The organism is Elusimicrobiota bacterium (assembly GCA_026388095.1).
Classification (GTDB): domain Bacteria; phylum Elusimicrobiota; class Elusimicrobia; order UBA1565; family UBA9628; genus UBA9628.
The window spans coordinates 1-24,031 of the sequence record JAPLKL010000036.1; the positions used below are offsets into that span (position 1 = coordinate 1).

Here is a 24,031-nt window from a genome sequence, read left to right on the forward strand (position 1 = left end):
GACTTGCACCTCCCAGTCATGCTCATGCTGGGCACACCGCCGGCCTCGGAACCCCTACGGGGTTCCGAGGGTCTTAACGGCAGCGGCCGACGGAAGCGGACCTTAAGTGACCGGCATTGAGGCTAAGGCTGCCAGTAGCCCCGCTCCCTGGCCTGGCGCAGGAGCTCGTCGGGCATGGTCTTGCTCGTGGGGACGAGCCCCTTGGCGCTCACCCGCTGGCCCCAGTCCCGCAGCTTCTCGCGCAGGCCCGCCGCGACGTCGGGATGGGCCCCGGAGACCTCGCGCGACTCTTCCGGATCTTCGGCTATGTCGTAAAGCTCAGAGGTCTCTTTTGCGGCCTGGGCGCGGTCGCCCTTCCTGGCCTCCTGGAGGCTGACCGAGCTCTCGTAGATCAGCTTCCAGCGCTCGTCGCGTATGCTCTCCGTGCGGCTCCAATAATCGAAGGTGTTGTCCCAGAGGCCCTGGGTGTTGTAGGGAGCCCCTGAGAAGACGTACCGGTTGGCGGACGCGCCGCTCTCGACCAAAGAGGCCAAAGACTTGCCCTGCAGGCCTGCGGGAGCCGGCAGTCCCAAAGCGTCGAGCAAAGACGGCATGAGATCGACGAGCCCGACCAGGCCGGAGACGCGCCGGGCCGGAGCCCCGGGGAACTTGATGATGACCGGCACGTGCAGGATGTCGTCGTAGCTGGTCCCCCGCCGCGTCCCGGCCCGCCCGAACCGGCCGTGCTTGGCGAACATCTCGCCGTGCTCGGAGACGACCACCACGATGGTCTTGGCCAATAGCCCGGCGTCCAGCGAGCGCAGGAAGCCCCCCACCATGGAATCGGTCTCCAGCACCTTCTCGTCGTACGAGTCGCTGAGGAAATCGATGTCGTCCTGGGTGAGGCGGACCTTCTTGCCCATGTCGTCCGGGCATTTCTCCGTCTTCGGGAATTTCGGGCAGCCGCCGGCGTACTCGGCCTCGTACTCCGCTTCGGCCATGCGCAGGCCCCGCACGCAGCGTCGGGGGTCGAAATGGAGAGTCTTGCCGCGCAGGTCGCTGAAGGCGCCTTTGAAAGGCCGGTCCGGCAGGAACGGGCAATGGGCGTCGTAGCCGTGCACGAAGAGCATGAATCTCTTCCCTCCGTTCTCGGCCAGCCATTTCCGCGCCTGCGGGATGGTGGTCTTGAAGCTCGAAAAGGTCGGGTTCTCCGGGGCGTCCTGGAACCCGCGCATATGGCTGAATCCCGGGTTATAATCCAGCCCGCCCGTGAAAGCGGCGGTCCGGTAGCCGCTGTCCCGGAGGATCTCCGGCAGGGTCCGGACCGAGGCCTCCAGGACGTTCTTGAAGTGCCGCACGAAGATCTGGTGCGCGTAGGGGTATAGGGAGGTGAACAGCGTGACCCCCACGGGCAAAGTCCAGGAGGCGTGCGTGAAGGCGTTGTCGAACACCAGAGCATCCTTGGCCCAGTCCTCCAGGAGCGGGGTCGTCCGGCGGCCGTAGCCGTAGAGGCTCATGTGGTTGGCGCCGATGTTGGTGATGGAGACGAGCAGGAGGTTGTAGCCCTGGTATTTCCCCGAGAAGGCGCATGGCCCGGCCAAGGCGTCCATGCCCTTCTCCACGAAGGAGTCGTCGATGGCGCCCTTCAGGTCCTTCTTCTTTTTGATGAAACCATACTTCAGGAGGAGGTCCTGCATGGCCTCCAGGAGCTCCGGCCGGACCCGGGGCGGCAGGTCGTACTGAGGGATCATCATCCCCGCGTACTCCGCCTTCATCATCAAGCCCTTGTCCCATGACTTGTCGACCTTCTCCGGCGGGAGCGTGCGCTCGTAGGCGATCCGCTTGATGTAGGCGTTGACGACCTTCTGCACCAAGTCCGGATGCCGGGCGATGAAATCGTTGCGGAAGACCAGGACGGCCTGGGACATTTCCGGGTTGAGCCAATTCAGGGGCCGGTAGGGGTAAAGGTATCTCTCCAACGCGTGCGCGGTCATCAGGTGATAGTAGCCCCCGTCGACCTCCTTGTTCTCGAGCTGCCGGGCGATTTCGTCGTCAGGGACCTGCGCCAGGACCTTGATGGTGGGGTCGTCGCCCATGCCGATGGACGCGAGGAATTCCTTCAGGAAGATGTAATCCCCCGGCCCGGCGCGCCGCGTGACCAAGGTCTTGCCGTGGAAATCGGCCGGGGAGTTGATGACCACGCCCTTGCGCAGCGCGATCACGTGCCCCGGCCGAGCCCGGGTGTCGTAGCCCAGCAGCGCCACCGCGGTGATGGGCTTGTCCTCGGCCACGCACTGGATGAAGGAGCTCTCCCCGATGGTCCCGGCGTCCACCTTCCCCGCCAGCATAGCGTCCACGATCTCCGTGCCGCGCATCTTGGAGAACTCTTCGAAGCCCAGCCCCTTCTGGTGCTTCATGATCTCGTCATGCGTCCTGGGGAGCTTGTAGACGGTGCGGTCGTGCAGGCCCGCGGTGTATAGCTCGACGGGAACGCCCGCCGCCTCGAAATAGCCCTCGACATAGGTCCGGTAGACGACGTTGGTGCGGCCGCCGTGGAAATAGCCGATGCGCACGGGCGCGCTCGAAACGCCGGGTTGCTCCGCCGCGGCCCGGAGAGCCGACGGCCGGGATAGGGCGCCCAGCAGAACGCAGGACCAGCAGCAGGCACGCTTCAGCATTTGAAATCCACCTCCACGCGAGGCATCCGGGAGGCCGCCGCCGCCAGCCGGCCGCCTTGGCGCAGTTCCAGGAGCCAAGCGCGCCCCCCCGGAGCACCGCCGGGGCCGAAGGTGAAGACCTGCGGGCCGGGATGCTTCAAGAACCAGTCCCGGGTGCGGTTGCCGCGGCCCCAGGGCGGGATGCCCGCGGCCGCCAAGCGCTTCTGCCTGAATCCGGCTTCCCTGATGGCCGCCAAAGACCTGTGCGGGGCGGACCAGGCCACGAGCGGGTTGTAGACGCGGCCGAGCGGGGAAAGGGCCTGGCCGGCTTGGCGGATGAACCGGGCGTTGAGTCCGCCCCCGTCCGGGCCCCCGTCGACCGCAGCGCGCAGGCGCTCCGGAACTCCGGGCGCGACCAGCCGGCCCGGGAACTGCGGTGCATTGTAGATGACCGCGTCCGCCCGCAGCCCGCGCCGGACCAAAGGCGCGACCAGATCCCCCTGGAAGAAGCGGCAGCGGTCCGCCACGCCGTTGCGGCGCGCGTTGCGGCGCGCGCAGCGCAGGGCCGCGGGGTTGATGTCCGTGCCGAAGACCCGGCCCGCGCCGAGCTTGGCGGCGAGGATGGCGTGCAGCCCGCTGCCCGCGCCCACGTCGCAGAAGGTCTCGCCCGGGACCACGCGCATGTGCGCGGCCGTGAACCAGGACATCAGGTTCGGCACGAAGACGTCCTCCTCGTGGATGTCCAGCGTGAGCGCGCAGCCTTGGACGCGGCAGGTTATCTTGTACATAAGATGACGGCGCGGGATAATTTTACCATTTAGCCAAGAGTCGCCGTCCCCGCGGGGCAAATGATAACATCTCGACGGACATGAAGATCGCCGCCCCCCTGCGCGCCCCCGACGAACTCGAGCCGCTGGCCCGGGCCGGGGCGGGCGAGGTCTTCTGCGGCGTCTTGGACCTGGGCGCCCGGCCCGACTATTTCCCTAACGGCCGGTCCCAGCCCTCCGCCAACCTGGCCTCCTTCCGCGAGCTGGAGCAGGTCGCGGCCCTCGGCCGCGCCCGCGGCGTGGCCGTGATGTTCTGCGCCAACGCTCCGCAGGGCCGCGTCCAGACCGGTTGGCTCAAGGACGACATCCTCCGGGCTTGCGCCGCGGGCGTCTCCGGAATCGTCCTGGCAGACCACTGCCTGCTGCCCTGGGCGGCGCGCCAGGCGCCCGGCCTGACCTTGGCCATGGGTACGCTGTCCCCCGCTCTCAACCGGCCGACCCTGGACCTCCTGGCCGGCTGCGGCGCCAAGCGGGTCGTGCTTGAGCGCCTGCTGACTTTGGCCGAGATCGCGGGCCTCACCGCCCATGCCCGGGGCCTGGGCCTGAAGACCGAGGTCCTCATCGCCACGGCCTGCGTCCATATCAACGCTTTCTGCCACTACCATCAGCTGCACGCCCGCTGGGAGGGCGACCTCCAGGCCTTGACCCGGGGGCCTTACGCTCCCTGCCGGCAGCCGCAACAGATCGAGGTCTGGGACGCCGGCCGGCCGCTGGGAGCCCGCGCCGCGGCCGCGGCCCAGCCCTGGGGCTTCTGCGCGCTCTGCTCCTTGCCCCAGCTGCAGGAAGCGGGCGTCGCCTACATCAAGGTCCCCGGCCGCGAGAACCCCATCGAGGAGCGGCTGCGGCGCGTGAGCATGGTCCGCCGCTGCCTCTTGGACCGCGAAGCCGGCCCCCGGCTGCACCGCGAGTTCCTGGGCCGCGACTGCTCTTGGCAGGACTGCCAGCACTACGAGGTCTACGCGCGGCGCCGAGGCGAGTCATGACCCCGCCCGGCGGCGAATGCGCGCTGTTCCTGCGCCGTGTGCCTGCTGCGGGACTATCCCCGGGCCGGCTGTACATCGGCGACGAGACCTGCGAGCGGCGGCTGCCCTCGGAGGAACTGCTGGCCTGGATCGAGGGAGAGTGCCCCGCGCCGCACTGGCCGCTGACTGTGGCCACGCCGCCCCTGACCGACTCCGGCCTCGCGCTCCTGGAAGGCGTACTGCGGCGCTTGAGCCGGATGCGGCCCGGAGGATTCGAGGTCGCGGTCAACGATCTAGGCGCCCTGGAGTTGCTGCGCGGCTTTCCCAAGGCTGAGCCCGTGTGCGGCCGCCTGCTCGCCGGCCGCTACATGCACTTCCCCGAATTTCCGGACGAGTTCCTGGATTTCCTGGCCGTCCGCGGCATCAGCCGCGTGGAGATCAACTCCCGCAGCCAGCTCCAGACCACGCGCGAGCAGCTCCGGAGCCGCGGCCTGCGCGCGCATTTCCATTGGCCCCACATGTTCGTGGCGGTGACCCGCTTCTGCGCCGCTGCTGACGGGTTCGCCGGGCATCCGCGCGACGCCATCGCCGCCTGCAGCCGCGGCTGCGAGCGGTTCACGGGGACCTACGCTGTGGGGGGGACGGAGCTCCTGGTCTGCGGCAACGCCCTATGGACCAAGCACCCCGGCCCAGCTCAGCCGCCGGAAGAGGCCGACCGCATCGTGTCCGACGAGCTCATGCCAGCCCCCCCCCAATTGCACTGATTGAGGACGCAGGGCCGGTGGCAGCGGCGGATCTCCCCGCGTCGGGCCCGCGCCGCGGCGCCGCTCCAGAGCCGGTCCAGCGGGATTTTCCCGGCGTCTCCGATGGGCTCCCTGCCGAAGTCGCACAGATAGCAGGTCCCGTCGGGATGGATGCGCAGGGAGCGGCCGGTGCGGCAAACCGCCTCCGGGAACCGGCTCTCGGGGTCTTGGTAGTAGCGCCGGAACAGGCGCAGTTGCGCCGTGGAATTGGCCATGGGACAGCCGCGGGCCTTGAGCGCGGCCAGGCGCTCCAGAACGAGGGCCGCCCGCTCCGAGGAGCGGGGCCAGAGCTTCCGCCAATCGGGGCCGCAGCGCACCAAAGGATGCAGCAGGAACTCCAGTCCCAGTCCGGCGCACCACTCGGCCAGCTCGAGAAGTTCGTCGAGGTTGTGCTCCATCACGATGGCGGCGATGCCTAGCGTCGGACGGACGGACGGAGCCGCGCCCAGGAGCAGGGCGAGGGCCTGCCGGGCCCGCGCGTAGGAGCCGGGCCGGCCGCGGCTGAGGTCGTGCGTGGCCGGGGCCATGCCGTCGAGAGATATCCAGAGGCGCTTGATCCCGCAGCCCAGGAGCCGGGGCAGCGCAGCGCGGCTGATCCGGCTCGCGTTGGTCGTGGCGAAGGCGTAGACGCCCAGGCCGGCCGCGTGGGCGCAAATCTCATGGAAGGCCGGCGACAGCATGGGCTCGCCGCCGGTCAGGTGAAGGCGCCAGCCCGGGCCGCGCCAGGCGACCAGCTGAGAGATGAGTCCCTTCCAGGCCGCCGCGCCCAGCCGGTCCGGTTCCGGGCCGCCCAGCCATGAGCCGCAGTACAGACAGCGGTAGTTGCACCGCGAGGTCAGGCGGAAAGTCATCTCCTCCGGCGGGGCCAGCATGATGAGATGATAGCATCTCCCCCTCCCCCGACGCATTTGTTATCATGGGCTCGAATATGGGCGATCCCTCGGACCTCGGCCGACGAGCCGCGCGGGTGCTCTTCAACCAATGGGCGCCCCCGCAGGCGTACCGCGACGGCATGCCGGTCATGGTGGCGGCCCGCGGCACGCGCCTGACCGACGAGCGAGGCCGCAGCTACCTCGACGCGCTCTCCGGCCTCTGGTGCGTGCCTTTGGGCTACGGCCGGCCCGAGGTCGTGGCGAGCGTGCGCCGGCAATTGGAGACCCTCTCCTACGCACCGCTGGCCTGGCTGGCGCACCGGCCCGCAGTCGAGCTGGCGGAACGGCTGCTGGCCCTGGCGCCGCCGGGCCTGGAGCGAGTCTTCTTCTGCTCCGGCGGCGGCGAGGGCGTGGACGCCTCTCTCAAGTTCGCCCGCCGCTACTGGCGCGCCCGGAACCAACCCCGGCGCAGCGTCATCCTTTACCGCACACATGCCTTCCACGGCTCCACCTACGGCGCGGCCAGCGTCTCCAGCGGCGCGGCCCTGCGCGAACCCTACGCGCCCCTGCTGCCGGACACCGTGGAGGTCTGCGAGGCCGACTCCGTGGGCCGCATGGAGGAAGCCGTCCTCTCGGTCGGGCCGGAGCGCGTGGCCGCGCTCATAGCCGAGCCGATGAGCGCCGCCGGGCCGGTGCGCGTGCCGCCCCCGGGCTATTGGCCGGCCTTGCAGGAGATGCTGCGCCGGCATGGGATACTGCTCATCCTCGATGAGGTGCTCACCGGCGTCGGCCGCACCGGGACTTGGTTCGCGGCCTCCCGCTGGGACATCCGCCCGGACCTCATGATCCTGGGCAAGGGGCTCTCCGGCGGCTATGCCCCGCTGGGCGCGGTCCTGCTCTCCGGCCGGGTCGCCGAGGCGCTGGCGGACGCGGCCGTGCCGGGCTACACCTTCGGCGGCCACCCAGCCGCCTGCGCCGCGGCCCTGGAGACATTGGCCATCATCGATAAGGAAGGGCTCCTAGCCAACGCCGCCGCCCGAGGCGAGGAGTTGCGCGCCCTCCTGAGCGAGGCCGCCGCGCCTTACGCGTGGGCCGCTCCGGTCAGCGGCTTGGGGCTGCTGGCCTCGCTGAGCCTGCGCCTGGCTCCAGGACAGGGGGCGGAACTGATGGTGCGCCTGCGCGAGCAGGGGCTCTTGTGCGTGGTGGAAGACGAAGCCCTCTGCCTGGCCCCGCCCCTGTGCGTCAGCGCGGAGGAGATCCGCGAGGTCGCCGCAGCCGTGGCGGACGGCTTGCGCTGGCTTGCAGGGCGCGCTGCCTCCAGCGCCAGCCCCGCGGGTTGATGAGACGCTCCTGGGTCGTCCAGGAGCACAAGAGCACGGAGAGCCGCTTGGCCCGCGCCGCGGCGTAGCGCAGCAGCTCCAGGGCCGCCGCCTCGCTTCCCGCCACGGGCTTGGCCGAGATATAGACCGGAGCCGGGCACGGCTTGGCCCTCAGCCCTCGGGCGGAGAATCGCGCGCGGTTGACCCCGGCGTAGCAGAGCTCGTGGAGGATGAGGTTGGGCACCCCGGCGCGGTCCAGCTCCAGGACCAAGGCCTTGAGCCGCCGCAGCCGGCCGGGGATGACCGGGATCTCGACGCTCACGTCCGAGAACAGCTCCAGGGCCCGCCGGACCGGGTCCAGCCGATAGCCGGAAGCCTCGAGGTTGAACCGGAGCCCATTGAGCCCGGCCTCGCGCAGGCGCCGCAGCGTCCTCTCCGTGGCCAGGTCTCCGTTGGTGTAGAGGTGCAGGTAGAAGCCGGGCCCGAAAGCGCGGCGCAGGCGCCGGATCGCCCGCAAGGTCAGCTCCAAGACGAGCAGCGGGTCGCCGCCCGATATCCCGGCTCCGCGCAGGCCGCAGAGACGGATGCGGCGGATGGCCTCGGAGATCCCGCGCACGGGCAGCGCGTCCAAGGACATGCCGTCCCGCCGCGGCTCAGGGTTGAAGCAGAAGAAGCACTCGCGCGTGCAGCGGGTGGTCATGCGCAGGCTGACGCTGCTGCCCCGCAGGCAGTTGCGGCAGCCGGGGGAAGGCCGGCCAGTGTAAAGGGTCCCCAGCCGCGGGCCGGCCGGCGTGGCGCGGCCCGCGGGCAGCTCGAGACGCTTCCATAGGAGCTCGGAGGCGGCGCGCCGGGCCCGGTCTTGGTCGGGGCGGACCAACGGGTGACCCGGCAGGCAAGATGCTCTGGCCATGAGCTCAGGAGCCCGAAAGGCCGGCGCGCCGCCGCAGCGCGCCGAGCATGCCGCGCGCGACCTCGGCTTGCTGCGCGGAGACGTCCAGCAGTTCCCCCGGGTCCTCGCGCAGGTCGAAGAGCCTGACGCTGCCCCGCTCCGCGTCGTAGATCAGCTTCCATCGGCCGGTGCGCAGGGAGAAGAGGCGCAGGCTCTCCCGCACCTGGAGCGTGCTGGCCGCGCTGAAGGCCGGGCGGTCATCCGGACCCCTGTCAGCGTCAGCCGCGCCCAGCAGGGGCGCCAGGCTGCGGCCCTGGAACGAGCTTGGACAGCGCAGCCCAAGGAGGTCCATGAGGGTCGGGGCCAGGTCGATGAGCTCCACTCCGCCGGAGAGCGTCCCGGGCCGGAGGCTGGGATGCCAGAAGACCAGCGGTACGCGCACCAAGGAGTCCCAGAGGGCCTCGTGGAAAGCGGTGGCGATCAGCCCGCGCTCTCCCCACTCCATGCCGTGGTCTGAGGTCAGCACGACCACGGTGTCCTCCAGCAGGCCGAGCGCTTCCAGCCTCTTCCAGAGTCTCTCCAGGAAGCGGTCGGCCGCCAGGATCTGCGCGTCATAATGGGCCACGATGTGCTTCAGCTCCCGGGGGTCGTTGCGTATGGCGTCCACCCGCGCGAGGTAATCCGGGGACGGAGGCGGCCCCCAGAAGGATTCCCAGGGGTAGCGGTTGTAGGCGCGGACGAAGTAGTAATCAGGCATCAGCGCGTCTAGCGGGCCGCCCTGGCCGAAGGCGTGCCCCACGGCCTCGGGCAGGGCGTCGGCGATGTCGAACGGGGGGTGCAGGTCATTGTCGTGGAGCAGCAGGAAGAACTTCTCCCCGCGGCGGCGCTCCAGCCAGTCGCAGGCCAGGGGCAGGATATCCTTGAAGTCCCGGAAGGACATGTTCTTTCCGGCGCGATACGCCTCGAAGCCTCGGTCCAGCCCGAATTGCGCGTCGAGGTAGGGGCCTCCCACGAATGCGGCGGTGCGGTAGCCCGACTGCCGCAGACCCTCGGCCAGGGGGATGACCGGCGGGGCCAGCCGGGCGTTGACGTGGAAGACGCCGTTGCGGGTCGGGTCCTGCGAGGTCAGGAAGGAGAAGAAGCTGGGGAAGGTCCAGTTGGATTGGCTGACGGCCTGCGCGCAGACGACCCCGCGTCGGGCCTGCTCGTCCAGCCACGGGCTGGTGCGGCGCCCATAGCCGTAGAGCCCGAGGTGGTCGGGCCGCAGCCCGTCGACGACCACGACGACGACGTTGCCGGGTTTGCCCACGCTATTTTTTCAATCCAAAGACCGCCTCGGCGTTCTGGTGCGCGATCTTGTGCACCACATCTTCCGGGAGCTGGGAGAGGAACCGGCGATACGCCCGCACGATCTCTTCATAATGGTCCCACATATAATGCTTATGCGAATCGGTTGCGAACAAGAATCGCGTTGGATGAGCCACGAAGAGCTCTTTCCATTCCGCTCGCACAATCTTCTGCTCATCCAGGATGGAGGCTCCCTGCTTCATCGCCGGATCCGCGAAATATTCGAAAGGGGTCAATTTCTTGGAGATCGTGAAGAAGACATTGTCATGCTCCTTCAGGATGTCCTTGACCTCTGCCGGACTCCCGAAGCCCATGTGGTTGATGATGAAGATCTGTTTTGGGAACATCCGGAACAGCCGGGCGAACCTGGGACGGTCCTCGTCCCAGCGATAGAATTCCCAATGGATGAATATGGGGATCGTCTCTCTCAGCCCGCCGACACGCGCGATCAAGCTCACGGAATCGGGAGAGAGCGGGTCGATATGTGTTTCGCCTCCCGGATTGCCGTCTCCGCTTAGTTTATCCGCATGCCGGTACAGGATCTCTCCGACGAAGGAGTACCGCTTGCGCTCCGTCTCCTTGATGAACAGCTCCACGGACTCCGGGGCCATCTTTGCGGCGGTCTGAAAATAATTCGGGCTCCCTTGGAAAAAAAGGCTCTTGGGCCCGCCCGCCGAAAGCTCCTCCAGCGCATCAGTCCTCTGCTCGACCACGGCTTTGTCCACTCCCATGGCCGGAACCGCGACCATGATGCCCGCCTTGTCAACCTGCGCCCGGCGGAGATGCCCGACGATGTCTTCTATCTTTATCCGCCTTTCGATCTGCATCTGGCGGGTCCACTGGACTACAGCGTCAATGAGCGGTCCATCATAGGATCCCGTCGCCGCCGCTGACGGGACCGCGCCGGCGCTCAGGATGGCCCCCACCCAGAGGGTCCAGAGGTTGGGGAGGCTCATCGTGGCGGGCCGTTCAGGGCCAGATCGTGACGAGCAGCGCGCAGAAAGAGCCGAGACTGGTGCGCTTGATGGCGAGGGCCCTGCCCCAGCCCCGCGGGATGCTCACGATGCTCTTGGCGCGGGCGACCTTGGAGCCGCCGTCGGCCGCCGGGATCTCCGCCACCCCATCCAGTACGATCAGGAGGTTCTCGGCCGCGGGCGGCGTCCATTCGACGGCGCCGTTGACGATCATCAGGCTGGCCGAAAACTGCTGCTTCGAGTCGGCCTGCTGGAAGGGCGCGAAGAAGATCGGCTTCCCGGATTGGAAGGCCATCCTCCTCGCCTGCTCCAGCATCTCCCCCAAGAACCAGACGACCGGAGGGGGCCGCAGCGACACACCTTCCCGCGCCTGCTGCGGCAGTTCCCCCAGCATCCACATCTCCGGAGGGTGCGGGAGCCTCCGGAGCTGCTCCATCACCTCCCAGGGGCTCGACCCGAGCTGGGGCGCCCCGCCCTGCCGGGCCGGCTCCGGCTTGCCCCCCGGCACCCGCCGGTTGGGTCCCGGAGGATTCGGAGGAGGGGGGAGCTTCCGAGCCTGCCCCGCACTCGGGAGCTCGACGGGAGACCGGAAAGGATTCGGGAGCGGCCTGGCCTGCCGCGCACGCAGGAGCTCGGCGGACAACGGGACCGGCATCTTGGGCGGCGCCAGGACCCACAAGAAGGTCTTGGGCTGCGGGTCTTCCAACCACTGCTCCCTCGACTCCTCCCCCTTTGGACGATAGGCCAAGTCCAATCTCTTCAGCGTCAGCGTCTCCTTGGCTGGATCCTTCGGCTGGGGAACCGCCGCAAGGGACATGTCCTCAAGGACCAGCCTCAGGTTCTCCGGCGCTTGCGAATACGCCCATTGCTTGACGCCGGGAACGCGGACGCAAAAAAGGACCATGTAGTCTTTCGTCTGCAGGACGACCCGCGTTTTTGTGGCCTGGGCCCACTCGGTGAAAGGGGACGACTCCTGGGAATAGTCCCAGATCTGCGGTGCGGAGGCCGAGACCGCCGCAGGGGCCGCGGGGAAGGCGCTAATCGCCAGCCCAGAAAGCAGGGATAATCCCAGGGACATACAGGCTCAAGGACATTTTACTAAATACTCGGTCCGACGGACGGTCTCACCTGCGAATACTATCGCCGGCGCGGCCTAGGCCCGCCCCAGGCTGGGGGCCGCGACGAGCTGAGCTTCCGGAGCGGCGACCGCTCTTTGGGTCCAGTACCAGTAGACCGCCTGGACGAAGATGTAGGCGATCACGTCCGCCTGCATGGAGTGCAGGACCCCCCGCAATACGAAGTCCACGGCTCCGGTAGCGAGCCCGAACCAGACCTGACCTTTCTTGCCGTCGGGAGAAGTGACCGGGTCGCTGATCACATGGAACGCCCAGATCAAGGTGCTGGGAGCCGTCATGACCGAAGGCCAGAACAACACCGATAAGTCATGGGCATCCGCGAGCCCGCCGAAGCGGCACAGCGCCCAGTAAGGGACCGAGCAGAGAGCGAAACCCAGCAGATAGGAATAGCTCAGGCACCAGCGCCGGTTGACCAGCACGGTCGTGGTGCCCAGGAGCAGGATCAGGGCCTGCAGCCACGGCAGCTCCGCCCAGGTCCCCGTCGAAGCCGCGCTCGGGAACAACATGATGACGGCGAGGATGCCGAGGGCCGAAGGGTTGAAGGCATGCTTCCCCCTCCGATCGGATGGATGCCTCTGGCGGTTGTCGGAGAAGATGGTCATGGCCGTCACTCCGATGAACCCGGCCAACAGATACACCCAGAGATTATGGCCCTCGAGGTTGATGAAGACGCTGTTGGATATCCCGATGCCGACCACGGGCCACAGGGTATAGACTTTCGTCTTCTTGCGGATGAAATGCAGATGCAGGCCATAGTAGAACGCGTTGACGGCGACCAAGGTCAACCACCAGTAGGGAGGGCGCTTCAGGACGAAGAAGGAGAAGGAGATGATGATATAGGTGACTTGGGAGAAGGCATGGACCACCAAGCCCTTCGTGAATCCAGAGACCAGCTTCATAATGTCTCCTTGATGCGGTGGTACTGATTCAAGCGCAGTCCGGACAGCTTCTGGACGGCGCCGCTGGGCCAATGGATCTCCAGCTCCTTGAACTTGTCTCCGGCCGGAATGCCGAAGATCAGCCGCGGCGAGCTCTGCGAAAGGAACCCGTTGGTCGTATAGATCTCCCTCATCTGGCGCAGCTTCTCGGTGGTCAGCCACAGCTTGGCGCCATAGGCCATGCGGTTGCTCTTGACGCCCTCGAGCTTCAGGCCCAGCCATTGATTGGGATTGTCCCGGTGCCCCACATACAGGAGCTCGCTGGCCTCGGCGTTGCCCACCACGAGGTCCTCTTGGCCGTCGTTATCCATATCGAACCAGACCAGGCTTCTGCCGTTGAGCTCATCCGTCAGCCCCACGGTCTTGGCCACGTCGACGAAGCTCCTCCCGCCATTCGAGAGGAAAAGACAATCCCTCTCCCCGGGCGCCACCGATTTCGCCTGGCCGAAAAGCCCGTAGCCGGTCAGGCCGTGCTGCTTAGCCCAAGGCAGGACTTTCTGCGCTTCCGTGTAATAGTACCAGTAGTCGGAATCTTTCTGCCGGCCGTGCCGGCCGTTCACCATCACGATGTCCTGCCAGCCGTCCTTGTCGAAATCCAGGATCTGGGAGCCCCACCCCCAACCGCATTTGGCCACGGCCGAGTCCTGCGCTTCGTCGGCGAAACGGAGAGCCCCCGCCGCACTCCGGTTCTGCCACAGCCGATTGAAGCCGTAAGTGAGCCCCGGCTTGATCACATTCGTCGCGAAGACATCCAGCTTGCCGCTGTTATGGACATCGCCCACGGAAGCGGACATCGAGTTCGAGGAACGGAAATACCCCAGCGCATCCGTCCGGTTCAGGAAGCCCTTGCCCGATTGATTCATGAAAAGCTGATCGAAGCCGAAGTCGTTGGAGGCATAGATGTCCGGGAACCCGTCACCGTCGAAGTCTCCGACGCCGACCGCCTGAGTATGGAAGTGGTTGCTCAGTCCCAAGGCACCCGGCACCACCGCGAATCGCTTTCCATGGTCGTTATGAAGCAGGAAATGCGGTCCCCCGCGGTCGGTATTGCCCACATTATTGAACGCAAAATCATCCCTCTTCCTCTTCTGGCTCGGGGCGCTATAATTGTAGACATAAACATCAAGATAGCCGTCCCGGTCGTAATCCAGCAGAGCGATGCCCCAGCCATCGCCAAGCGGGACATCGGGCACCGCCGAGCTGTCCTCGGTGAACCGCCCGCCATGATTGCGGAAAAAAAGCGGCGGGGCTCCCCTGCGAGTGATGAACAGGTCCGGCCAGCCGTCATTGTCCATATCGACGAAAACGGCCGCCTTGATATCCGGAGAATGCTGCAGAGCCCCCAGGCCGCGCTCCTCCGTCACGTCCGTGAAGCCCCGCCCCTGGTTGTTGCGAAGCAGTTGGAACCAATAGGCATTGGGCGAGGGGGATGGTTGATAAGAACGATAGACCAAGAGGAGGTCCTCGAATCCGTCATGGTCAAAATCCTCCACCGAGACCCATGGCCAGCTATGAGGTTGATTCCTGAACTCCTGGAACTCCTTTCCGAGGAGCTCGCGGCGGTCCGCGAATGAGAATCCCGGGTGCGGCCGCTCCGGAGTCGGCTGGAACCGGGCCGTCTCATACACCGCGTAAGCGTCTCCGCGGAGAGGGATGGCGCCCCTTCGGATGCCGAAAGCGATGAGCACGGCGAAGAGCAAGACCGCCCAGATCCGTTTGTCCCTTAATAGCTTCAATCAAGCACCCCGCATAGTGGCATCAGCAAGTGGATTCTAACAAATCAAACCAAAAGTTAGAGGTCTTCTTTGAACAGGAGCTTCCAGGCCGCCCGGTACGCCACGATCTCCCGCGTCTGCGGAGGCAGTTCGTCCAGGAGCCTCCTCATGCCGGCGACGTGGCCTTTCAGGGTCATCCGGTCCCCTCCCAGATCCAGCCCGGCCAGGAACCGCCAGGGGAAATCAACGATCAGACGGGCCCAATCCTTCTCAAGATGCTTCCGATCCGGAGCCCAAAGACGGCTCGCGAACTCCGGGCTCCCGGGATAGGACACGCGCGGCGCATTTCCCGACAGGTCGAAATAGAGGTTCGGATACTTTTGGATCAGCCGCCGGACATAGGCGGGACCATAGGTCCTGGTCCGCTCTTGTCGCCGCACGCGCCCCACATGGCACCAGATCACCTGCGCGCCCGGATACTTCGCCAGCATCCTCTCCAGGGGCGCCAGCCGCGCGTCCTCCACCTCATAATGGATCTGGAAGGGTATGCCGTGCTCCTGGGAGAAGCCGAAGATGCGCTCCGCCAACGGCCCCTCGATGGGGAACCCGTGGATCTCCGGGGCCGCCGCGGCCACAGAGCTCGATGACACGAAGTCGGCGTATTCATCGTTGCTGGGATAGGAGGCGACCATGAACTCGCCCATCATCGGATACCGGTCCCGCAGGATGTTGGCGAACAGGTCGTCCAGATACTTCTGGGGGTCCTGCGCGGACCAGCGCAGGACCCGCTCCAGATCGGCGTTGGGCACGGGGATGAAATGGTCCGGAACGGCCTCGACCAGCCGGTGCACGCTCGCCGGCCAGACGCGCGCGTACCGCGAGATCTCCTCTCCGAACAATTCCGGGGACATGGCGCTCAAGGTCACCCCGTCGGCATCCATCCGGCGGGCGAAGGCCTGGGGATCGATGGTCAGGTCGTTGTAGGTCGATTCCAAGTCGATGAGGGGCGCTTGCCCGCGCCCACGCGTCGCCTCTATCCGGCCGCGCCACAGGCTCTTGAGGCGCTCCCAAGCGAAGGGCTCTTCGGGGCCGCGCGGCTGGGCGCGCAGGGGAGCCGCTCCGGCCAGCGACCACAGGCAGAGGGCGGCCAACCAGGATACGCCGGGCCGGGCTGCGCGCATTTACAGGTCCTCTCCGAACAAGAATCTCCAGACCGCCTTGTAGGCGACGATCTCCCCGACCTCCGGAGGCAGCTGTCCCAGCAGGCGCCGGCGGGCCGCGGCGGCCTGGTCGAAATACAGCCAGGTGTCCGGGGAGAGACCCAGGCCGGACATGAAGCGCCAGGGATGCCTCAGGATCAGCCGCCTCCAGCCATCATCGAGATTGCCGCTCCTCCGGTCCCAGAGGACGGACGTGAATTCCCGGCTGCCCACATAATAATCGCGCGCGTCGGTCCACGAGAAATCGAAATACAGGTTGGGATATTTTTCGAGCAACCCCTCGACATAGCGGGGCCCATAGTCCCGGCTCCGTTCCTTGTAGCAGACCTGCCCGAGCCTGCGCCAGACCACCTTGGCCCCCGGGTAGCGGGCCAGCATCTTCTCCAGCGGCGGCAGCAAAGGGTCCTCCACCTCATAGAGGATCAGGAAAGGCAGTCCGTGCTCTTGAGAGAACGAGAACAGCATCTGCCCGAGGGGCCCGTCGATGGGGATCTTCTCGTCGCTCTGCGCGCGCGCCGGCCCCGCAAACCACAGCCGATTCGGCGGATAGCTCCGGAAGCGGAATTCGCCCAGGAAGGGGTACCCGTCTCGCAGGGCCGCGTCGAGCAAGCGCTTGAGGGCTCCCGCGCCATCCAAGTCGGCCGCCGGAATGGGCATGAAATAGTCCGGGCCCGAGGCCATCAGCTTGCGCAGCGCCTCGGACCGGTCCGCGTCGGCCGACGCCTCCTCGAACTCCTCTCCCAGCCAGGGAGAGACCGCCATCCACGCGACGCCGGCGCCATCCATCTTCTCCTTCAGCCGTGCCGCGCCCAAGGACATCCCGCTGAAGGTGGACAGGTCGTCCACCAGAGGCAGCTGCCCCTTCCCGACCTGGATGATCCTCTGGCGCCAGCCCGCCTTCAAAGCGGGCCAGTCCCAGGGCTGGGGCTGGGCCGTATCGGTCGATGCCGCCGCGCAGAGCCCGGCCAGCAAGAGGGGCAGCTCCAGCATGATCACGCCTCCTATTCTAGAAAAACGCGGACCCCCATGGGGTCTCGAAGTCGCTATAATACCGGGGCGATGGCCCTAGCCCGAACCCTCTCCAAGCGGCAGGTCGCTGGCTTCTGCACGGCGGCCCTGCTGGCCCTCGCCGCCGGGCCGTCCCCGGCCCGGGCCGCCTCCCTGAGCTGCCCCGACTGCAACGTCATCATGATCTCCCTGAGCAACGTCAGCGCCAACAGGATGAGCCTGTACGGCTACCCGAGGCGCACGACGCCGAGGCTCGACCGCTGGGCTCGGCAGGCCGTCGTTTTCGACAACGGCTTCACTCCCGCCTCCTGGACCATGCCCGTCGCGGCCTCGGTGTTCACGTCCCTGCAGCCCTACGCGCACCAGATGCTCTACCGCACCCTGCACAACACCCTCGGGCAAGACCTGCCGACCTTGCCCGAGATCCTGCGCGACCACGGGTACCGGACAGCGGCGTTCACGGGCGGGCTCGACTACTACGCCGGGTTCTCCTTCATGCGCGGTTTCCAGGACCAGGCCGACAACCCGGAGTTCACGGGCTTCGCCACGACTCTGCCCCAAGCCAAGGCCTGGCTCGCGAAGAACTCCGCGCGGAGATTCTTCCTCTTTATCCACGGCTACGACTCCCATTGCCCCTTCATCCCGTCCCAGCGCTACCGCGGGCGCTTCAGCGACCCCAAGGAGACGAGCGGCCTCACCGACGAGCAGCACTGCGTACGCGGGCTCGAGACCGATGCCAGCACCGCCGCCATCAAGGTCATGCGCTTCGAAGCCTGCAGCAGCTTCGAGCTCCAGTGCGAGTACGGGACACCCGCCGTCCTGACGCCGAAGGACCTGCGCTTCCTCAGCGACATCTACGACGAGAAGCTCGTCGAGATGGACGCTTTGGTGGGCGATTTTCTCGACGAGCTGGACCGCGGACTCCTCAAGAAGACGATCATCGTCATCTACGCCGACCATGGCGAGATGTTCGCCAAGCACGGACGCTTCGGACGCGCGGGGAACATGCGCGGCACGCCCTACGACGACGTCCTGCGCGTGCCGCTGCTCATGCGCCTGCCGGGCGGCCCGGCGCGGAGAGCCGCCGGCCTCGCGCAGCTCATCGACATCATGCCGACTTTGTTGCCGTCCCTCGGTCTGCCGCCGCCGCCCGGGATGCAGGGCGTGGACCTCGCGCCCATGATCGCGACCGGCACGGCGCTCAACCCTTACGTTTATTCGGGGGCCAACTACAACATCTGCGCCCCGAGCTTCCCCGCTCCGCACCCGTTCCCGTTCTGCACCCAGTCCGAATCGATCCGCGACACGCGCTGGAAGCTGATCCGCGAGTTGTTCTTCGACGGCTCGACGCCGCTGATCACCCCCGAGCGCAAGCCCGTCAAGATCGTCCGCGAGCTCTACGACATCCGCGCGGATCCCGAAGAGCTCAACGACCTCGTCAGCGTCTCCACCGCCGTGGCGCAGGACCTCGAGGCCAAGCTCGCGGCCTGGAAGCGGCAGGCCGAGGCTTATCGCCCCGGCGCGCCCGCCACCACGAAGATCCCGGAGAGGATGCAGGAAAGAGCCCGCGCGCGCGGCTACTGGTAGAGGGTCACTGCGGCCCGAAGAACTCCACCAGGCGCGCCTGGAGGGCGTTGGCCACCTTGGGCTCCTGGGCCGAGACGTCGCGGGTCTCCGCAGGATCGCTGGAGAGCCGGAACAATCGCGTCGCGGAGGGCCGGTAGCGATCATAGACGATCTTCCAGCCGTCCGCCGTGCGCAGGCTGCGCAGCGACACCTGCAGCAGGAAATCGGTCTCGCAGAGGGCGTTGAGATGGAGCTCGCTGCCGCTCAGCATGGGCCGGAGGCTGACGCCGCGCATCTGCCGGGCCAGGCGCCGGTCGGGCGCTATGCCGAGGACGTCGAGGAGCGTGGGCAGGACATCCACGGTCCGCACCTGGAGCGGCACGGAGCCCGGCGCCTGGCCCGGCACGCGCAGAAGCAGCGGCACCCGGATGACCTCGTCGTAGAGGGTCATGCCGTGGTCGATGCCGCCGTGCTCGAAGAGCTCCTCGCCGTGGTCGGCCGCGATCAGGACGACGGTGCGGCTGCTGATGTCGGGCTGGTCCAGGCGCTCGAGCAGGGGCCGCAGATGCTCGTCCATCGCGCGCAGCGCCTGCGCGTAGGAGGACCGGATCAGCGCGCGCTCCTCGGCGTTGACGCGCAGCGGCCGGCCCGCCATCTGGTCCTCGCGCAGCCGGCGGAAGCGCGCCGCGAAAGCGGCCGGGAAGTGCGCGTCGCGCAGAGAGTGGGCGTCGTAGCCGTGCACGAACAGGAAGAACTTCTCGCCCGGACGGACGTCGGAGAGCCAGCGCAGCGCCTCAGGGACGCTGCGGTCGAAGCCGCCGAAGGTGGCGGAGTCGTCGTACACCTCGAATCCCGCGGAGAACCCGAAGCTGCCCGTCAGCGCCGCTCCGCCCGTGAAGCCCCCCGCGCGCCAGCCGCGGTCCCGAAGGACCTCCCCGAGCGTGCGCGTGCCGGGGCTCAGCGTGGACAGGCGCGCCGGCACCATGGGCTCCGCGTTGAAGTCCGAGTACTTGTTGGTCAGGTGGTGGTTGAACGGGTAGACGCCCGTGAAGATCGACATGAACGACGGCAGGCTCCACGGCGCGGCGCTGATGGCCTGCGTGAAGGCGACGGACGAGGACGCGAAGCGGTTCAGTGATGGGATGACGTCCTCGGCGGCTCCCATGGCCTGGAAAGAGTCCGCGCGGACGTCGTCGATGCCGATGAGGACGACGTTGCAGCCGGGGCACAGCGGCGGGCGGCCCGTCTCGGCGAAGGCCGTCCCGAGGCCCGCGGCCAGCAGGAGCCCGAGCGCCAGAGCGCTCCGCGGATTCTTCGCGGCGCTCACGGCTTGAAGGGGACGATGGGATGGGCCTTCAAGTTCTCCATCCCCTTGGCGACGAAGCTGTTGTCGATGGCATCGCGCAGGTCCGTCTTGCTCTTGATGAAGCCGTACTTGAGCAGCAGGTCCTGCATCGCCTCCAGCAACTCGGGGCGGACGCTCGGAGGCAGCGCGTACTGCGGGATCATCATGCCCTTGAACTCGGACTTCATCATCACGCCCTTATCCCAGGAGCGGTCGGCCTTCCGCTCCGGGATCGTCTTCTCGTAGGCGATGCGCCGGATGTAGGCGTCGACGACCTTCTGGACCGAGTCGGGATGCTGCACGACGAAATCCTTGCGGAAGACGAGGACGGCCTGGGACATCTCGGGGTTGAGCCAGTTCAAGGCGCGGTAGGAACGGAGGAGTCCGGCGGCCTCGAGTCCCGCCACCGTCATCAGGTGGTAGTAGCCGCCGTCGACCTCCTTGTTCTTGAGCTGCACGGCGATCTTGTCGTCCGGCACCTGGGGGATGACCTTGATGGTCTTGTCGCCTTCGTGGCCGATCGAGCGCAGGAACTCCATGAGGAAGATGTAGTCGCCGGGCCCGGCGCGGCGCGTCACCAGGACCTTGCCGCTGAAATCGGCCGTGGACTTGATGACCAAGTCGCTGCGCATGCCGATGGCATGGCCCGGGCGCTCGATCGTGTCGAAGCCCAGCAGGGCCACCGCGACGATCGGCTTGCCCTCGTTGACGCACTGGATGAACGAGCTCTCGCCGATCGTGCCCGCCTCGACGTCGCCCTTCATCATCGCGTCGACGATCTCGGTGCCGCGCATCTTCGAGAACTCCTCGTCGCTGAGCTTCTTCTTGAGCTTGAGCGTCTCGTCGTGGGTCTTGGGGACCTTGTAGAGGGACTGGTCGTTGAGGCTGGCCGTGTAGAGGTCCACGAGGATGCCCTCTTGGTCGAAGTAGCCGAAGACGGAGGTCCTGTAGATGACGTTGGTGCGCCCGCCGTGGAAATAGCCGATGCGCACCGGCGTCAGCGCCTGGGCCGACTGCCCGACCAGGAGCAGGGCGGCGACGAGAGGGAAGCGAGGCATGGGCTCTGGAACCAGTATACAAATTCATATAATGCGCTTGGCAGGGCGGCGCCGCGTCGGCGCCCGGCCTGCCCTTCATGCTCAGAGCGGCGACGTGCGCGCTGGCGTTGGTCCTGTTCCTGCCGTCGCTCGGAAGGCCGGCGGCGCCCGACTGGACGCGCCTGGAGGCGGGCTGGGGCGCCAGCGTGCGCAAGGTCCTGGCCTCGGGCCGCCTCCCCATGATCGACGTGCTGTCCACGTTCAACGCGGTGTCCCTGAACCCGCAGGAGCTGCAGCGCCGGATGGACCGGCAGGGCGTGGCGCTGATGGCCCTCATGCCCACGCTGACGACCTTCCCCTGGGGGGACGCGCCCTACGATGATTGGTCCGGCAGCCTGCGCGACCTCGCCGCGGCCGGGCCGTCCCGCTTGATCCCCGTCCCCGCCGCGGGCCTCGATCAGGTGGTGCGGCGCAAGGAGGACGCCTCCCGGTTCCTGGATCGGCTCTTCGCCCAGGTCCTGCAAGAGGGCTATCCCATGCTGGGCGAGTTCCGCTTCCGGGCTTATCCCTCCAACAGCGAATGGATCAACCCGCAGACGCGCTCCGAGGCGGAGGCCGACATCCCCATCGACGGCCCGCTCGGCCAGAAGCTCTTCTCCTTCTCTCAAGCGCACGGCCTCCCCTTCGCGATCCGCTACGAGATCGAGGACGGGCTGCTACCGCCGCTGGAGAAGATGCTCGCCGAACACCCCAAGGCGCGCGTGCTCTGGCGCAGCGTCGGGCGAGTGCGCTACAAGTCCAAGGCGCGCTCCTACGGGCCGGATCTCGTCCGGCGCCTGCTCGCCGAGCACCCGAACCTCTATTTCGACCTGTCCTGGACCGACAGCGACGACTATTACCTGCCCAGCGGGGAGCTGACCTCGGTCCTCTGGGACCGCCGCTTCCAGAGCCTCGATAGCGCCTGGGCCCGGCTCATCGTTGAGCATCCCGGGCGGTTCTTGACGGGCTTGGGCCTCGATCAGGACCAGATCATTCAGTTCGACCGCGAGGCGCAGTCGCGCCGCAAGCTCCTGCTGGAGCTGCCGCCGGAAGCGCGCGCGGCCGTCGCCTACCGGGCGGCCTGGGAATTCATGTTCGGCCGGGAGTTCCGATGAAGCGCGCGGGCGGCCTGATCCTGTGCTGCGCGCTGGCGGCCGCGTCCGGCCCGGCGAACGCGCAGCCTTTCGACTGGCCGAACCTCAAGAAGGCCTGGCGCTCCCGCATCGCGGAGGTCGCCAAGAGCCGCCGCCTGCCGCTGCTCGACATCGAGTCGAACTACAGGGACCTCGCGCTCAACCCGGGGCCGTTCGCGCGCGAGATGGACGCCAACGGCGTCGCTCTCATCGCGCTGTCTCCCGAGCTGGAAGAGCGGGACCGGCTCGATCCTCACGCGGCGTGGCCGCGGAGCCTGCGCTCGCTCATCGCCGCCCGACCCCGCTATTTCATCCCCGTGCCCACCGGGCACCTCAAGTCCGCGCGCGCGTGGGGCTTGGACCCCTTCGCCTTCCTCGACGGCCTGTTCGCGCGGGTGCTGCGCGACGGCTATCCCATGATGGGCGAGTTCAGCGCGGCGGAGTATCTCAGCCCCTGGCTGTTGGGAGCCGCCGCGACGCGCGAGAACCCCGAGGTCGCGGGCTTCCCCATCGACGGCGCCCTGGGCGAGCGGATCTTCGCTTTCTCCCAGGCCCACGACGTCCCCTTTCAGCTGCATCTCGAGGTCGAGGACGACCTGTTGGCGGCGCTGGAGGGGATGCTCGACAAGTACCCCCGGGCGCGCGTCGTCTGGTGCCACGTCGGCCGCGTGCGCTACCCCGCGCGCGCGGCGCGCTACGGCGCGGACTACCTCCGCGCGCTCATGGCGAAGCACCCCAACCTCTATTTCACCCTGGCCGGCTCGGATTTCGACCAGTTCTATCCCCCCACCAACGAGTTCTGCTCCGTGCTCTGGGACCGCAAGACCGGGCACCTCAAGCCCGAATGGAGCCGGCTCATCGCGGAGAATCCCTGGCGCTTCCTCGTCGGGTTCAACCTCAACTCCAGCCGCATGACCACCCTGAGGGCCTGCGCCGCGCAGCAAAGGCGCCTCCTCGGCGAGCTGCCTCCCGAAGTCCGAGAGATCGTCGCCTACAAAGCGGCCTGGAAGCTGCTGTTCCGCGAAGAGCTCTAACGCCCGGCGATGCGCAGAGCGCGCCGGAACTGGGCCCCTTCCAGGAGCCGCTGGAACAGGACCGAAGCCGCCAGCTCGTGGACCCAGGCGCTGGGATGGTGGTCGCTGGGATGCTGCCACAGAGTCGAGGGACGGCGGCCCCTCAGCAGCGGCAGCAAGTCCACGGATGGCAGCCCGCGCGTCCGGCAGAGCTCGGCGGCCCGCTCATGGAGGTCGGCCAGAGGATAATCGGCGTCCAGCCAGTCCAGTTTCGGGAAGATCAGGACCAGCACCGGGATGCGCCGCTGGCTCTGGAGGCGCGCCAGCTCGTCGAGCGCGGTTTCCAGCTGCCCCAGGCCGAGCGGGTTAGCCTCGCTCCAGGCGAGCCGGTACCACGAGACGGTGTTCCGGGATATGGTCCACTTGTTCCGGATGGCGTCCAACCAGCGCAGCAGGTGCAGCGGGGCGGAGAAGCGGGTCGTCCGCATGGGGATGTTGCCGAGGTCGGCTGGCAGCTCCAGGGCGTGCAGGCGCCGCCGGAACTCCCGGAAGAGGGCGAGCTTGCGCTGGTCGAAGGCCCAGCTCCGGTCCCAGGCCGGGAGCGGGCCTCTGAGGTAAAGGCCCACGACCAAAACGTCCGGCTGATAGCGCAAGCCCCAACGCCGCAGGAAGCAGACCTGTTCGTAAGTGGTGTAGGATGCCGCCGCCGTGTTGATCGTCTCGAACCGCGGCCGGCCCCGGAACCGGCTGTTGAGCAAAGACTCCAGGCGCTTGGCGTAGGTCTCGCGGTTCTCGACGCCATCCGCCGCGGTGAACGAATCTCCCAGGACCATGACTCGGACGGTGCCCGCGGGCTTGGCCGCCGCATGCTCGACGTCCCTGAGGCCCGCCGAATTGACGTGGATGGGGACCCATTTGTCCGGGCGGCAGTCCGAGCCCCGGCAGGTGAAGAAGACCTGCCGATAATCGCCCGGGACGAGGACGCGGTCCGGGATCCCGTCGATGCGCCGGAACATGGGCCGCGGCTCCATGCTCACCCGGTGCACATCATCGGGGACCAATCGCAGCGCCCGCAGGACCGCTTCCACAAGACCGAGGCTCAACGCTAGGCTGACCAGGAAGACCGCCGCGTTGGTCGCGATATCCCGCTGTTTCATCCGGGACCATGATAGCATCTCCGGAAGAAGCTGGGCTGGCTCCGTCGGGGCGGAGGCCAAAAACCGTTGTTTTTTATTATACTTTCAACAGACAT

Annotated in this window: 20 protein-coding genes; 6 read left to right on the plus strand and 14 right to left on the minus strand. The window is 67.3% G+C overall.

Going from position 1 to position 24,031, the window contains the following annotated elements:
- Positions 1–122: 122 nt before the first annotated feature.
- Together NTY77_08015 and NTY77_08020 are read right to left on the minus strand one after the other, a co-directional pair.
- Positions 123–2,657, minus strand: coding sequence for a sulfatase-like hydrolase/transferase (locus tag NTY77_08015; protein MCX5795422.1), 2,535 nt, complete (start codon positions 2,655–2,657; stop codon positions 123–125).
- The gene (locus NTY77_08020) at positions 2,651–3,424 is read right to left on the minus strand and encodes a 50S ribosomal protein L11 methyltransferase (protein MCX5795423.1); all 774 of its coding nucleotides are present in this window, start codon (positions 3,422–3,424) and stop codon (positions 2,651–2,653) included. Before NTY77_08020 ends, NTY77_08015 begins: the two co-directional genes overlap by 7 nt.
- Positions 3,425–3,504: 80 nt before the next feature.
- On the opposite strand from NTY77_08020, the gene NTY77_08025 reads away from it, so the two are divergent.
- The gene (locus tag NTY77_08025) at positions 3,505–4,446 is read left to right on the plus strand and encodes a U32 family peptidase (GenBank protein MCX5795424.1); all 942 of its coding nucleotides are present in this window, start codon (positions 3,505–3,507) and stop codon (positions 4,444–4,446) included.
- Complete coding sequence (locus NTY77_08030) at positions 4,443–5,189, plus strand: hypothetical protein (GenBank protein MCX5795425.1); 747 nt, start codon at positions 4,443–4,445, stop codon at positions 5,187–5,189. Before NTY77_08025 ends, NTY77_08030 begins: the two co-directional genes overlap by 4 nt.
- On the opposite strand, the gene NTY77_08035 is transcribed toward NTY77_08030, so the two are convergent.
- The gene (locus tag NTY77_08035) at positions 5,120–6,100 is read right to left on the minus strand and encodes a radical SAM protein (GenBank protein ID MCX5795426.1); all 981 of its coding nucleotides are present in this window, start codon (positions 6,098–6,100) and stop codon (positions 5,120–5,122) included. The genes NTY77_08030 and NTY77_08035 overlap by 70 nt on opposite strands.
- Before the next feature lie 56 nt (positions 6,101–6,156).
- On the opposite strand from NTY77_08035, the gene NTY77_08040 reads away from it, so the two are divergent.
- Positions 6,157–7,440 (plus strand): aminotransferase class III-fold pyridoxal phosphate-dependent enzyme, encoded by a 1,284-nt coding sequence (locus NTY77_08040; GenBank protein ID MCX5795427.1) that lies wholly within the window; start codon positions 6,157–6,159, stop codon positions 7,438–7,440.
- Here the strand turns inward: NTY77_08040 and NTY77_08045 are convergent.
- From NTY77_08045 to NTY77_08080, 8 genes are all read right to left on the minus strand, one after another.
- A complete protein-coding gene (locus NTY77_08045; GenBank protein ID MCX5795428.1) occupies positions 7,343–8,329 on the minus strand; it encodes a radical SAM protein in 987 nt (328 codons plus the stop codon). The two genes, NTY77_08040 and NTY77_08045, sit on opposite strands and share 98 nt — an antisense overlap.
- Before the next feature lie 4 nt (positions 8,330–8,333).
- Positions 8,334–9,617: a sulfatase-like hydrolase/transferase gene (locus NTY77_08050; protein MCX5795429.1), complete on the minus strand. Its 1,284-nt coding sequence runs from the start codon at positions 9,615–9,617 to the stop codon at positions 8,334–8,336.
- Position 9,618: 1 nt separating this feature from the next.
- Positions 9,619–10,581 (minus strand): amidohydrolase family protein, encoded by a 963-nt coding sequence (locus NTY77_08055; GenBank protein MCX5795430.1) that lies wholly within the window; start codon positions 10,579–10,581, stop codon positions 9,619–9,621.
- 43 nt (positions 10,582–10,624) lie between these two features.
- Positions 10,625–11,707 (minus strand): hypothetical protein, encoded by a 1,083-nt coding sequence (locus tag NTY77_08060; GenBank protein ID MCX5795431.1) that lies wholly within the window; start codon positions 11,705–11,707, stop codon positions 10,625–10,627.
- 75 nt (positions 11,708–11,782) lie between these two features.
- The gene (locus NTY77_08065; protein MCX5795432.1) at positions 11,783–12,664 is read right to left on the minus strand and encodes an RnfABCDGE type electron transport complex subunit D; all 882 of its coding nucleotides are present in this window, start codon (positions 12,662–12,664) and stop codon (positions 11,783–11,785) included.
- Complete coding sequence (locus NTY77_08070; GenBank protein ID MCX5795433.1) at positions 12,661–14,439, minus strand: CRTAC1 family protein; 1,779 nt, start codon at positions 14,437–14,439, stop codon at positions 12,661–12,663. Before NTY77_08070 ends, NTY77_08065 begins: the two co-directional genes overlap by 4 nt.
- A gap of 56 nt (positions 14,440–14,495) precedes the next feature.
- Complete coding sequence (locus NTY77_08075; GenBank protein MCX5795434.1) at positions 14,496–15,599, minus strand: amidohydrolase family protein; 1,104 nt, start codon at positions 15,597–15,599, stop codon at positions 14,496–14,498.
- On the minus strand, positions 15,600–16,634 hold the full coding sequence (locus NTY77_08080; GenBank protein ID MCX5795435.1) for a hypothetical protein: 1,035 nt from the start codon (positions 16,632–16,634) through the stop codon (positions 15,600–15,602).
- Between the two features lie 63 nt (positions 16,635–16,697).
- On the opposite strand from NTY77_08080, the gene NTY77_08085 reads away from it, so the two are divergent.
- The gene (locus tag NTY77_08085; protein ID MCX5795436.1) at positions 16,698–18,233 is read left to right on the plus strand and encodes a sulfatase; all 1,536 of its coding nucleotides are present in this window, start codon (positions 16,698–16,700) and stop codon (positions 18,231–18,233) included.
- A 4-nt stretch (positions 18,234–18,237) separates the two neighbouring features.
- Here NTY77_08085 and NTY77_08090 read toward each other — a convergent pair whose 3' ends face one another.
- Positions 18,238–19,539 (minus strand): sulfatase, encoded by a 1,302-nt coding sequence (locus NTY77_08090; GenBank protein MCX5795437.1) that lies wholly within the window; start codon positions 19,537–19,539, stop codon positions 18,238–18,240.
- The gene (locus NTY77_08095) at positions 19,536–20,615 is read right to left on the minus strand and encodes an ABC transporter substrate-binding protein (GenBank protein MCX5795438.1); all 1,080 of its coding nucleotides are present in this window, start codon (positions 20,613–20,615) and stop codon (positions 19,536–19,538) included. Before NTY77_08095 ends, NTY77_08090 begins: the two co-directional genes overlap by 4 nt.
- Before the next feature lie 77 nt (positions 20,616–20,692).
- Here NTY77_08095 and NTY77_08100 point away from each other — a divergent pair, with 77 nt between their 5' ends.
- Both NTY77_08100 and NTY77_08105 read left to right on the plus strand, forming a co-directional pair.
- Entirely contained in the window at positions 20,693–21,748 is a 1,056-nt protein-coding gene (locus NTY77_08100; GenBank protein ID MCX5795439.1) for a hypothetical protein, read from the plus strand.
- On the plus strand, positions 21,745–22,800 hold the full coding sequence (locus NTY77_08105) for an amidohydrolase family protein (GenBank protein ID MCX5795440.1): 1,056 nt from the start codon (positions 21,745–21,747) through the stop codon (positions 22,798–22,800). The genes NTY77_08100 and NTY77_08105 overlap by 4 nt, the downstream gene beginning before the upstream one ends.
- Here the strand turns inward: NTY77_08105 and NTY77_08110 are convergent.
- Positions 22,797–23,936: an SGNH/GDSL hydrolase family protein gene (locus NTY77_08110; protein ID MCX5795441.1), complete on the minus strand. Its 1,140-nt coding sequence runs from the start codon at positions 23,934–23,936 to the stop codon at positions 22,797–22,799. The genes NTY77_08105 and NTY77_08110 overlap by 4 nt on opposite strands.
- Positions 23,937–24,031: the final 95 nt, after the last annotated feature.